Raw genomic sequence first — 12,357 nt, forward strand, 5'->3', positions numbered from 1 at the left:
ATGTTGGCAACGCTGTTTTTTGGACGCCGTCGCCGCTGGCGGCAGGCGCAACTTCCGGCGCTGGCGCAACTGTCGCCACCCCCGACCGCTCAGGCCTGGCAACGTCTGCGGCGTCACCGGCTGGCGATGGCCTCGATGCTGTTGCTGCTGATACTGGCGGTGCTGTGCATTTTCGGGCCGATGCTGTCGCCCTGGCTGGACGATGCCGGTGATGCGCTGAATATCAACCAGGCGCCTAATGCGGCACACTGGCTCGGCACCGATTTTCTCGGTCGCGATATTTATACTCGCCTGCTGCTTGCGGGGCGTATCTCTCTGACCATCGGCCTGGTGTCGATGCTGTTGTCCGTCACGCTTGGATACCTGCTGGGGGCGCTGTCCGGCTATCTGGGCGGTATGGTGGACAAGCTGATTATGCGCTTTGCCGATCTGTTGATGACCATCCCCAGCCTGCCGCTGCTGATCATTATGGGCGTGATGCTGTCTGAGCTGGACGTCTCGCCGGATTACCGTATCTACATGGTAATGATCATGCTCAGCCTGCTGGGCTGGCCTTCACTGGCGCGGCTGGTGCGCGGCCAGATCCTGTCGCTGCGCGAACGCGATTTTATGCTGGCGACCGAAGTGCTCGGGCTGTCCACCCGGCGGCGCTTGTTTGGCCATCTGTTGCCGAACACCATTCCCATCCTGGTGGTAGTGGCGACCATGGGCGTTGCCAACGCTATTCTCAGTGAGTCGGCGCTCAGCTACCTGGGGCTGGGTGTGGTACCGCCGACGCCGTCGTGGGGCAACATGATGGATGCCGCCAACAGTCTGATCGATTTTCAGCGTCGCCCCTGGCTGTGGATGCCGCCGGGCCTGGCGATTTTTATCACTGTAATGGCGATAAATATTCTGGGTGACGGCCTGCGGGACGCGCTCGATCCGAAAATGAACGGAGCAAGACCATGAGCAGACCCCTGCTGGCTTTTAATCAACTGTCGGTGACTTTCAATGGCGAACAGGGCCGGGTGCAGGCGGTGCAGCAACTGAGTTTTGAACTGCATGCCGGACAGACGCTGGGGGTGGTCGGCGAATCCGGCTGTGGTAAAAGCGTCACCGCCATGGCGCTGATGGGGCTGTTGCCGCAGCCGCTGGCGCAAATTGACGGCGGCGAAATCCATTTCGATGGGCAAGATTTATTGGAGCTGCGGCCGCAGCAGATGGCCGATCTGCGCGGTAATCGGTTGGCGATGATTTTCCAGGAGCCGATGAGCGCCCTGAACCCGGTGCTGACCATCGGCGAACAGCTGGTGGAACCGCTGACTCGTCATCGCGGCGCTTCGCCGAAGGCGGCCTGGCGCGAGGCGACGGCGCTGATTACCGAGGTCGGGCTGGCGCGTGCGGAGCAGTTGATGACCAGCTACCCGCACCAGCTTTCCGGCGGCATGCTGCAGCGCATTATGATCGCCATGGCCATCAGCTGCCGTCCGGCACTGTTGATTGCCGATGAGCCGACCACCGCGCTGGATGTCACCGTACAGGCGCAGATCCTGGCACTGCTGCGTGAACAGACCCGCAAAAATAATATGGCGATGATGCTGATCACCCACGACCTTGGCGTGATTGCCCAGATGGCCGACCGACTGGTGGTGATGTACGCCGGACGGATAGTGGAGCAGGGGGCAGCGCGAGAAGTGCTGGCTAACCCGCTGCATCCCTATACTCAGGGGCTGATGGCTTCGCGGCCGGTGGCCGGGGAGCGGCTGCGCAGGCTGTATTCGATCCCCGGCCAGGTTCCTGATTTGGCCAAACTGCCTGAGTATTGCGCCTTCGCCGATCGTTGCGCTCAGGCCAGTGCGCGCTGCCGCGACGGCATTCCACCCTTGTATGGCCCATTGCGGCGCCAGTCGGCCTGTTTTCTGAATGCGGGAGGGCGTGTTGATGTCGGCTGAGTGGTTAGTGGAAGTCAAAGGCTTGAAGAAGCATTTTCCGCTGCGGGAAGGCCTGTTCGGCCGCACTACCGGGCAGCTGCGGGCGGTGGATGACGTCAGTTTCGGCATTCGAAAAGGCACGATTTTCGGCCTGGTGGGCGAATCCGGCAGTGGGAAAACCACCGTGGGGCGCACGCTGCTTGGGCTGCATGACAAAACCGCCGGCGAGGTGCTGTTCAAGGGGCAGGCGCTGGATGCGCTCAGCCCACGACGGCTGCGTGAGATGCGTCCGAAGATGCAGTTGGTGTTTCAGGATCCCTACAGTTCGCTGAACCCGAGGATGCGCATTGGCGATGCGATTGGCGAAGCTCTGTTGCAACATGGGCTGGCGCAGAAAAACGAGCTGCGCGATCGGGTGATCGACACCATGGAGATCTGTGGGCTGTCGGCGCAGCACTATGGCCGTTTTCCGCATGAGTTTTCTGGTGGTCAGCGGCAGCGCATCGGTATTGCGCGCGCGCTGATCTTGCAGCCGGAGTTTATCGTCGCCGACGAGCCTATTTCGGCGCTCGACGTCTCAATCCAGGCGCAGATCATCAACCTGTTTTCCGATCTTCAGGAGCAGCAGGGGGTGACCTTTCTGTTTATTTCGCACGATCTCGGGGTAGTGGAGCACCTGTGTCAGGACGTGGCGGTGATGTACCTCGGCCAGATTGTCGAGAGCGCAGACCGCGACAGCCTGTTTGGTCAACCGCGCCATCCCTATACCCAGGCGTTGTTGGCGGCGGTGCCAAGTCTGGATCCGCAGCGCCAGCCGCAGGCGATGGCGCGGGGCGAATTGCCTAACCCGGCGCAACCGCCTCAGGGTTGTCGCTTTCACACCCGCTGTCCGCAGGCCAACGAACAGTGCCGGGAACAGGCCCCGGTATTACGTACGGTGGCCGCGGGGCATCGGGTGGCCTGCCATTACGTCGAGTGATCTAGGCCAGATAATGCTTGAGCGCTCGTCCGGCCTGATGGATGGCGGAATGCACCGCTGGCACATGGGCGATGGGGTTTAGCAGACCGTAATCGTGGATCAATCCATTGTAGCGAGTGGAAGTGACCTCTACCCCGGCGGCATTGAGCAGCCGGGCATAGGCTTCGCCCTCGTCACGCAGCACGTCCAGTTCAGCGGTCTGCACCAGTGCCGGCGGCAGGCCTTTTAGCTGCTCCAGCGTGGCATTGAGTGGTGAGGCGTAAATCTCCTTACGCTGCGCTTTATCGGTGGTGTAGTTGTCCCAGAACCACTTCATCATGTTGCGGGTCAGGAAGTGGCCTTCGGCAAACTGGTGATAAGAGCCGGTATCAAAGCTGGCGTGCGTTACCGGCCACAGCAGGATCTGCGTGCGCAGCGCCGGGGTGCCTTTTTCTTTGGCCATCAGGCTGACCACCGCCGCCATATTACCGCCGACGCTGTTGCCGACCACCGCCAGCCGTGAGCCGTCAACGTTGATTTTGTCGCCGTACTCGGCCACCCATTCGGTGGCGGCATAGGCCTGATTGATGGCGGTCGGGTAATGGGCCTCCGGTGACGGGGTATAGTTGACGAACACCGCTGCCGCCCCTGAACTGTAAACCAAATCACGCACCAGCCGCTCATGGGTAGGGAAGTCGCCCAGCACCCAGCCGCCGCCGTGGAAGAACATAAACACCGGCAGTGCTTCCTTGACCTTGGCCGGCCGCACAATGTGCAGCAGGATATCCTGCCCTTCGACATGAAGGGTTTTCTCGCTGATTTCGACCTCGCGCAGCGGCACTTCGACGCTACGCTGCGCGCCCTCCAGCACCTTGCGCGCCTCCTTCGGTTTCATTTGTTCCATCGGCTTGCCACCACCGGCATTCAACGCATCCAGAAAGGTGCGAATATCATGCTGTGCGGCCGGTTGGGTGGGATCTACAGTTTTCTTGGACATCATGGCTCCTCAAGCGTTTTTCGGTCGAGATCACAGTGTAGTTGAATGACTGCCGTTTGCTGGTTGTACAGCACGTTGAGAAAAGGCGTGCCACGCCACGCTTTCGGCCGTCTGAGTTTGACTTTTCTACGGGGCGAAGATACTTTTTAAGCACCAATGGAACACGTGTTCCATTGGTGCCGATCACCGGATAACCCGGTGCTTCTTTTGGGCGCTTAACGCCGTGCGGGAAACAGAACCCTATGATTGTGATTGCAAACTCTGAAGGACATCCGGGCATCGGTCTGTCGGCCAAACGGCTGCAGCAGGGGCACAATGGCCTGCGCGCCATCGTTGATGGCATCAAGCTGGTGGAGTTGGATCCGAGCGTGCGCACCGTGGGCTATGGCGGCTGGCCCAATGTGTTGGGTGAGATGGAACTGGATGCTTCGGTGATGGACGGCGACAGCTTGCGCACTGGTGCAGTAGGGGCATTGCAAGGCTATTTGCATCCGGTGGAGGTGGCGTACCGGGTGATGGAAGATCTTAACCACGAGATCCTGGTCGGAGCCGGGGCAGCGCGTTTTGCTGCCGAAATTGGCGCACTGGCCGGTGACAATCTGATTGCCGACTCCAAACGCGTCTGGTGGGAAAAGCTGGAGCAGGCGATGAGTGCCGAACAGCGTCGTGACTGGCCAAATATTCCGCTGGCCGGGCTGTCGAACAACGCCACCGATCCGGAGCGAGTGCGTGATACCACGGTGTTTTTAGCGCAGGATGGCGGGAGGAGCCTCAGTGCCGCTACTTCTACCTCGGGCTGGGCGTGGAAATACCCGGGAAGGTTGGGAGACAGCCCGATCATTGGCAGCGGCTCCTATGCCGACAGCCGCTATGGCGCCTGTGCCTGCACTCACACTGGGGAAATGACCATCCGCTGCGGTACCAGCCGCGCCGTGGTGTTATACATGAAGATGGGCATGACGCTGGATCAGGCGGTGTATGAAGCGATAGAGGATTTGAACTACCTGAAGGACGGTTATACCGAAGGGGTGACGATCCATGCCGTCGATAAGCAGGGCAACCACAAGGTGGTCAGCCTCAATTGCCCCGGCCCGATCCAATACTGGCTGTGGCAAACCGGCATGGCAGCACCGGAATTACGCGATGCCGAGATGATGACTACCCGCTGAAAGGTGGGGTTAGCAGGAGGCGCGCACCACCAGTTCGGTGGGAATGGTCACCTGTTGCGGCGCAGCCTTCGGGCTGCTGCTGCGTAGTTCGATCAGTTGCACAATGGCGGCGATCATCGCACTGATATCCCGCCGTACCGAGGTCAGTTGGTAGCTCGGCCAAGCGGCCATCGGGATATCGTCGAAGCCGTAGACCGCGACGTCCTGCGGGATGCGCAGCGAGGTATGCAAACGAATATAATCCATCACCCCCATCGCCATGGAATCTGCGGTGCAGAAGATCGCCTGTGGAGCCGGCTGTGCCGCCAGCAGCTGTGGCGCCAGTTTGAAACCGCTCAGATAGCTGTAATCCCCGCTGAGCTGGGCCACGATCTGCAATTGCTGCTGCGCCGCCTGGGCTAAAAAGGTCTGTTGGCGCAGTTGTTCTCCTTTGGCGCTGCTACGCCCGCCAAGCACTGCCACCCGTTGTTGACCCTTTTGCGCCATCAGTGCCGCCAATTGTTGCAGGCTGGGGGCCTCATCGGCGTTGAGCGCATCGCACAGGGCATCGGCCGCCAGGCCGTTGAGCATAATCGGCGTGGCGACGCGAAACAGATCCTTGGCGGCGCGTGCGCTGATATGGTCGGCGAACACCACGGCAGAATCCACGTGATAGGAAATGGTTTGCTTCAGGTAACCGGCCGGATCTTCGATGCCTTCCAGCCGAATCATCACCGCCTGCCGGTTGCTGTTTTGCAACTGCTCCACTAAACGGTCGAAAAACTCCAGGTCGGACAGGTCATGAAAGTGGTTTACCACCACCGCGACAAAGCCGGTTTTGCCGGTGTGCAGGCTCTGGGCGATGGCATCCGGGGCATAGCCCAATTGGCTGGCGACACGCATTACCAGTTCGCGGTTTTTCTGCGATACCCGGCCCTGATTGGAAAAGGCGCGGGAAACCACGGTGCGTGAAACGCCAGCCACGCGGGCGACATCGTGAGAGGTGACTTTTTTAATCGGCATGGTGCGCATACTCAAGGGTAAACAGGGCGCTGCGGTAGGGTCGCGCAGCGGACATAGGGTCTCACAGAATACCGCTCGGTAATACAGTTTCCCCCTGCGTAGCCAGCCGTTCGCCGGTTTGTGAGTCAAAAAAGTGCAGCGCGCTGGTATCCAGCGTCACCGCCAGCGGTTGCCCTTGAGATTGCTGCAACGGGGAATGCTGTTTCACGATGTATTGCGCGCCGTTGTCGCCCTGCACGAACAGATTGCTTTCTGCCCCCAGATTTTCACTGTATACCAGCGTCCCGGTCAGATGCGGTTCTGCCAGAGGTTCGCTGATACGACAGGCTTCCGGACGACAGCCCAGCGTCAGCCAGGCTCCCTGTTGCTGAGTCAACGCTGGGAAATCGGCGGCGGCCAGCGGCAGCACCAGGCCCGAATCGCCTTGCAGCATAATCCTTCTCCCCTGAACCTGTACCTGCACTTCAAACAGATTCATCTGCGGTGAGCCGATAAACTCGGCGACAAAACGATTAACCGGACGGTGGTAGAGATCCAGCGGCGTGCCGATTTGCTGGACTTTGCCCTGGTTCATGATCACCACTTTGTCCGCCATGGTCATTGCCTCCACCTGATCGTGGGTGACGTAGATAATGGTGGCACCAATAGCCTTGTGCAGCGCCGACAGTTCCTGACGCATGCGGTTGCGCAGTTTGGCATCGAGGTTGGACAGCGGTTCATCAAACAGGAATACCTTCGGCCGTCGGACTATCGCCCGGCCGAGCGCCACCCGTTGGCGTTGGCCACCGGAAAGCTGACCGGGTTTGACCTGCAGAAATTCGCTCAGGTGCAGCATTTCGGCGACGGCGGCAATCTGGCCGGCGATCTCCGTTTTGCTCATGCCTTTGATTTTCAGCGACAGCGCCATATTGTCGTACACCGTCATGTGCGGATACAGCGCATAACTCTGGAACACCATGGCGATATCACGGTATTTCGGCAGCACTTCGTTCATGCGTTCGCCGTCGATGCGCAATTCGCCGGAGGACAGGGTTTCCAGCCCGGCGATCATCCGCAGGGTGGTGGACTTGCCGCAGCCCGATGGGCCGAGCAGCACCACAAATTCGCCTTTTTCCACCTGCAGATTCACGTTGCTGGCGGCCTGATAGCCGTTGTCATAACGTTTGTTGATATCAAGCAATTCTACGTAAGCCATCAGTGCTCCGTTTCGGCAAGCAGGGAACTCAGCCGCGCCAGCAGCAGCACGCCGAATGAGGACGCGCCGTTGGCATACAGCTTGCGGTGCGGCATATCGGTCGACATGGCGGCGATGTCCAGATGCGCCCAGCGTTGGCCCGGTTGTACGAACTCGCTGATAAAGGTCGCCGCCACGCACGGGCTGCCGTGCGGATCTTCACCGCCGTGGCGGTAGTCGGCAAATTCAGACTTCAGCACGCCGCGATACCAGCCGCCGTGCGGCATCGGCCACACCGGTTCTGCGCTGATCTGGCCCGCCTGGGTGACCTGCGCCAGAAATGCCGGGTCGTTGCCCATCATGGCGGCATATTCCTTGCCCAGTGCCACGCCGGCGCCGCCGGTCAGGGTGGCGATATCCAGCAGATAATCCGGCTGGAAGCGTTGCTGGGCATAGCTGATCACGTCCGCCAGCACCATGCGGCCCTCGGCGTCGGTGGAAATGATCTCCACCGATTTGCCGTTGTGCATAGTGACAACGTCACCAGGGCGCTGGGCGCGGGAGGAGGGCATGTTTTCCACCAGCCCGCATAGGCCAATGACGCGGATCGGCAGTTGCAGCGCGTCGATAATGCGCATTGCGCCCACCACCGCGGCGGCACCGCCCATATCGAACTTCATGGTGCTCATGCGTGCCGCGCCTTTGATGCTGATGCCGCCGCTGTCGAAGGTGACGCCTTTGCCGACCAGCGCCAGCGTGTGGCGGGCGTTGGCCGGATGGTGATCGAGGATCAGCAACTGCGACGCACGGGCGCTGCCCTGGCCAACCCCGAGCAGGCCGCCAAAGCCCAACGCCGCCATTTGTTCATCCCCCAATACCTCTTGGCGCAGATGGCGGAAGGGTAACTGTGCTACCGCTTCAACAAAGCTTTCCGGGTAGAGAATGTTGGCCGGTTTATTCATCAGTTCGCGACCGGCGATCACGCCCTCGGCGTGCAGGTTAGCCCAGTCACACAGAGCCTGGGTGGCCGCGTCTCGGCTGTTCAGTGGCAGCGTGGGATCGGCAAGCCGGGCGTTGGTGTGATGTTGATAATGATAGGCGCCCAGGCGCAGGCCGAACAGTAACCAGCGCCAGTTCTCGGCATCCGTCGGCAACTCTGGGGCCAACGTCAGGCGCAGTTGTTGCAGCCCGTAGTCTTTTTGCCCGGCTGCGATCGTCGCCCCGGCATCCTGCAGTGCGGCAGGGGTCAGCGGCGTGCCGATGTTGAGCGCAAAACGGCCGTCACCCAGTGGATAAAGCGTGCTTACCCCTGCCCGTTGCAGACCGGCATTTTGCAAGGTGGCAGGCAGTTGGTCTTCTGCGGCAGCAAACAGGATCACTTGTTGACGCTCGCTCGCGCCGTTAACGCGGTAAATATCGATTGATTGCATAAGTTACCCTTTGACCGCCCCACGGGTGAGGCTCTCCATCATTTGTTTGGACGAGAAGATAAAGGCGATCAGCAGCGGTACGATCGCCAGGAAGCTGCCGGTCATCACCAGGTTCCACGGCGTGGCAGTGGCACCGCTCAGGCTGCGCAACACCAACTGAAGAATTTGTTTGTCCGGCGACTGCAACGCCACCAGCGGCAGCATAAAGTTGTTCCAGGTATCGACCACCACTACGATCGCCACCGTCAGCAGCGCCGGGCGCATCAGCGGCAGGCCGATACGCAGGAATATTTGCAGTTCGTTCAGGCCATCCATACGCGCACTGTCGAGAATTTCACTGGGCAGCGAGGAACTGACGTACTGACGTACCAGGAAAATGCCGAAGATGTTGACCCCGGCGGGCAGCCAGACGGCGGCGAACTGATCCAGCAGGCCGACGCTTTTGATCACGAAGAAATAGGGCACCAGGTTGACCACGCTGGGCACCATCATGGTCAGCATCAGGGTGGTGAACAGCACCTTTTTGCCCTTGAACTGATAAACGCTGAAGGCGTAGCCCGCAGCGGCGGACACCAGCACGCTGGTCAGCGTCGCCATGGCGGTGACATACAGGGTATTGAGCAGCGCGCGGGTGAAAGGTACCTGCTGTTCCAGCCCTTGGTAGTTTTCCAGCAGATGGCTGCCAAAGCGCAGCGACATGCCCATGATGCTGCGGGTATCCTGCGTCGCCAGCAAGGCCGACCAATAGAACGGGAATAATGACAGCGAAGCAAACAGTGAGACCAGCAGGTAAATCACCAGCTTGCCGGTGTCAAAACGGCGGCCGTTAGCGGTCATCGTTCAATCCTCCACGCTTGCCAAAGCCCCAGAACACCAGGGCGCTGACCACGGCAATCAACAGGAACAGGATCCAGGAGATCGCCGAAGCGGTACCCATGTCCAGATAGGACCAACCGGTTTTGTACACGTACATCGATACCGTCAGGCCGCTGTTGTCGACCCCGCCGGTGCCTTGCGTCAGGATCATCGGTTCATTGAACAATTGCATATTGCCAATCAGCGTCATCAAGGTGGCGAAGAAGATAAAGGGTGCCAACAGCGGCAGGGCGATATAGCGAAATTTTTGCCAGCGGCCGGCGCCGTCCAGCTCTATCGCTTCGTACAGGTCCGGTGAGATCGACGCCAGGCCGGTCATGTAGATCACCGTATTGATGCCGGTAAACTTCCAGGTCACCTGATTGGCGATGGTGAAGCGGATCCAGTCACTGTCAAAGAAGTTGATCGGCAAGGCAGCCGCCATCGCACCGAGGTGCAGTCGGGTGGCTAACCCGCTGAGCAGTTCGTTAACCATGCCGACCGGGGAGAACAGGTTGAACACAATCAGGCTGACGGCGACGGAAGAGGTAATGTAGGGCAGGAAGATCGCCGCCTTCAAAAAGCGTCTGCCGCGCATGATGATGTGCAGCAATGAGTAGGCCAGGGTGATGGCGAACAGGTGCTGGCAGAGGCCGGACACCAGCGTAATTTTGATGGTGTTGACCAGCGATACCCAGAAGGCATCGTCGGTGAAGGCATAGTAAAAGTTGTCCAGCCCGACAAACTTCATCGAGCTGAGGCCTTTGACCGGGTTCCACGACTGAAATGACAGAAACGCCGAGAAAAAGATCGGGAAGGCGTTGAACACCGCGAACAGCAGCATAAATGGCAGCAGCAGCAGGTAGGCAGTGCGGTGATCGTGCAGTAGCCCTTTGAAAAATCGCTTACGCATAGACTCCCCGAACCGACGGAAAACATAAAGTCGGCGGCCGACTGACCGCCGTATCTGATGATTACAAAGCGCGCATCCGCCGCTCGAGCAGCTTGTTGGCATCGCGCAGGGTGCTGTCGATGTCCTGATGCTGCACCAGAATTTTCTTCGCCGCTTCGTTAAGAATTTCGTTGGCGATATTGTCTTCCGGTGATGAGGCGACCGGTTTCAAATCCGGCACCAGGCTGGCGTAGTAGCGCATCGAATGCTGACCGCCGAGAATGCTGCTCGGTGTGTCAAAGTAGGGCGCGTTATACACGTCGAGGCGGGCAGGTAAGGTGCCGGCGGTTTTCGCCGCGTCTATCACTACGTCACGCTGCATAAAGTATTGAATGAACTGCCAGGCCGCCTGGGCGTTTTTGCTCTGTTTCGGGATCACCAGCGTGGTGCCGCCGGCATTGACCTTGATATTGCCCGGCACGCCGGTTACGCGCCACAGCCCGGCTTTGGCACCGTCCGGATCCAGTTCCTGCTCGATGCGGCCTTCGTCCCAGGGGCCGTCGATATCGGCGAACAGTTTCCCCTGGCGGTACAGTTTGATGTATTCCTGCGAGTTGGTTGAACCGTCGAGCGAGGCCGCCAGCCCTTTGTCATACAGCGTTTTAATCACCGTCATCAGCTGTTTGATTTGCGGCGAATCAAGATTGGGTTTGCCGTCTTTGGTGTAGACCGGCTTGCCCGGTTCACTGTTCATGCCGACCACCAGCGGGTTGATCAGGCTGGTAGCGGCTGGGAGCAGGTAGGCGCCTTGCTCTTTTTTCAATTTTTCACCGAAGGCGATAAAGCTGTCCCAGCTTTTGGTGATGTCTTCAATCTTCACGCCGGCTTTGTGCACCATGTCGTTACGGTAGATCATGATCACCGGGCCGGTGTCGTAGGGCACACCATAGATGTTGCCATCGTTGCCCTTTGCCAGGCTGATCATCGAAGGATCAAACTGCCAACCCTGACTATCGATGCTGAATGGCGGGGCGCTCAGGTTGTTCAGGCCACCGGAGTTGGCAAAACTGCCCAGCTTGATGGTACTGACGCTGAAAATATCGGCGGCGCCCTGGCCGACGGCCAGCGCGGTCGTCAGCTTTTGATGGCAGTCGGCGAAGCCGCATTTGATCGACTGCACCTGGATATCCGGATGTGCCGTCTCAAAGTCTTTAATCACCTTGTTGATGTAATCATTCGGCAAATAGTTGGCGAAGGTAATGCTGGTGTTGGCGCTGGCGGAAATGGGCTGGGCCAGCAGCACGGCCAGTGCGGCCCCGGTGATCCTATGGTTAGTACGCAAGCAGAAATGAGCCATGATAACTCCGATGCTGTGCAGTCGATGTGGTGTGTGTTTTTTCATCATGGAACACGTGTTCCATTGAAATTAACCTATTATCGCGTTCCCAGACTGTCAACAATTTGTTCGGTAAGTTAACAAATATGAGATCTGGCGCGGAAGTTGCCCATAGATACGCCCGATGATGGTTCACACCCCGCCACGCAGAGCCTGATCTGACGCGGGTTTGCCCGTGTTTGGTGCGTTTTTTGCACCGAAGTGGCGCGAAAGTGTGATCGGGCGCAGATCGGGCCAAATTATTTTTGCGAGCGCGATCAGAATTATTGAAGTTTTTTGTAATTGAATAGGATTTCGCGGCCAATGATGATTTTTGGCCTTATTTTTCCAATTATTCATTACCAATGCATATTTATTGAATAAGTATGCATTGTAACCCGTTGTTTTAGCGTAAAAAAACGAAAAATCCACCAAAAATCCCAGTTTGGCACGATAGCTGCTCTACACTCTTTATCAAACGGCATGTATTTTAACTGCTCGTTAACATTTATTCCCCGTTCCAGGAGCCGATACCCGGCATAAATAGCGAAAAACGCGTTTGATGTAACAGATTTGTTTCTGAATAGGCGGT

General features: G+C 58.6%; 12 protein-coding genes. 4 read left to right on the top strand and 8 right to left on the bottom strand.

Annotated elements, in window-relative coordinates:
• From opp4C to ACUTSU_RS08255, 3 genes are read left to right on the top strand one after another with little or no spacing between them, the layout of a single operon-like run.
• Positions 1-951 (top strand): oligopeptide ABC transporter permease, encoded by a 951-nt coding sequence (gene opp4C / locus ACUTSU_RS08245; protein ID WP_445650588.1) that lies wholly within the window; start codon positions 1-3, stop codon positions 949-951.
• Entirely contained in the window at positions 948-1,934 is a 987-nt protein-coding gene (locus ACUTSU_RS08250; RefSeq protein ID WP_445650589.1) for an ABC transporter ATP-binding protein, read from the top strand. The genes opp4C and ACUTSU_RS08250 overlap by 4 nt, the downstream gene beginning before the upstream one ends.
• On the top strand, positions 1,924-2,892 hold the full coding sequence (locus tag ACUTSU_RS08255; RefSeq protein ID WP_445650590.1) for an ABC transporter ATP-binding protein: 969 nt from the start codon (positions 1,924-1,926) through the stop codon (positions 2,890-2,892). The genes ACUTSU_RS08250 and ACUTSU_RS08255 overlap by 11 nt, the downstream gene beginning before the upstream one ends.
• 1 nt (position 2,893) lies before the next feature.
• On the opposite strand, the gene ACUTSU_RS08260 is transcribed toward ACUTSU_RS08255, so the two are convergent.
• On the bottom strand, positions 2,894-3,868 hold the full coding sequence (locus ACUTSU_RS08260) for an alpha/beta hydrolase (RefSeq protein ID WP_445650591.1): 975 nt from the start codon (positions 3,866-3,868) through the stop codon (positions 2,894-2,896).
• 242 nt (positions 3,869-4,110) lie between these two features.
• Between ACUTSU_RS08260 and ACUTSU_RS08265 the strand changes: the two genes are divergently transcribed.
• Complete coding sequence (locus ACUTSU_RS08265) at positions 4,111-5,037, top strand: N(4)-(beta-N-acetylglucosaminyl)-L-asparaginase (RefSeq protein WP_445650592.1); 927 nt, start codon at positions 4,111-4,113, stop codon at positions 5,035-5,037.
• A gap of 9 nt (positions 5,038-5,046) precedes the next feature.
• Here the strand turns inward: ACUTSU_RS08265 and ACUTSU_RS08270 are convergent, their stop codons facing one another.
• The 7 genes from ACUTSU_RS08270 to ACUTSU_RS08300 all read right to left on the bottom strand — a co-directional run bounded on the left by ACUTSU_RS08270 (position 5,047) and on the right by ACUTSU_RS08300 (position 12,197).
• Complete coding sequence (locus ACUTSU_RS08270) at positions 5,047-6,039, bottom strand: LacI family DNA-binding transcriptional regulator (RefSeq protein WP_445650593.1); 993 nt, start codon at positions 6,037-6,039, stop codon at positions 5,047-5,049.
• Positions 6,040-6,100: 61 nt separating this feature from the next.
• Positions 6,101-7,234 carry an ABC transporter ATP-binding protein gene (locus ACUTSU_RS08275; protein WP_445650594.1) on the bottom strand — a complete coding sequence of 378 codons (1,134 nt, stop codon included), beginning with the start codon at positions 7,232-7,234 and terminating at the stop codon, positions 6,101-6,103.
• A complete protein-coding gene (locus ACUTSU_RS08280) occupies positions 7,234-8,643 on the bottom strand; it encodes a leucyl aminopeptidase family protein (RefSeq protein ID WP_445654007.1) in 1,410 nt (469 codons plus the stop codon). Before ACUTSU_RS08280 ends, ACUTSU_RS08275 begins: the two co-directional genes overlap by 1 nt.
• A gap of 3 nt (positions 8,644-8,646) precedes the next feature.
• Complete coding sequence (locus ACUTSU_RS08285; protein ID WP_445650596.1) at positions 8,647-9,480, bottom strand: carbohydrate ABC transporter permease; 834 nt, start codon at positions 9,478-9,480, stop codon at positions 8,647-8,649.
• Positions 9,470-10,411, bottom strand: a complete 942-nt coding sequence (locus tag ACUTSU_RS08290; RefSeq protein ID WP_445654008.1) for a carbohydrate ABC transporter permease — start codon at positions 10,409-10,411, stop codon at positions 9,470-9,472. The genes ACUTSU_RS08285 and ACUTSU_RS08290 overlap by 11 nt, the downstream gene beginning before the upstream one ends.
• 61 nt (positions 10,412-10,472) lie before the next feature.
• Entirely contained in the window at positions 10,473-11,747 is a 1,275-nt protein-coding gene (locus tag ACUTSU_RS08295; RefSeq protein ID WP_445650598.1) for an ABC transporter substrate-binding protein, read from the bottom strand.
• Positions 11,748-11,918: 171 nt separating this feature from the next.
• Positions 11,919-12,197, bottom strand: coding sequence for a hypothetical protein (locus ACUTSU_RS08300; RefSeq protein ID WP_445650599.1), 279 nt, complete (start codon positions 12,195-12,197; stop codon positions 11,919-11,921).
• Positions 12,198-12,357: the final 160 nt, after the last annotated feature.

It is taken from the genome of Serratia sp. NA_13, from assembly GCF_052691735.1.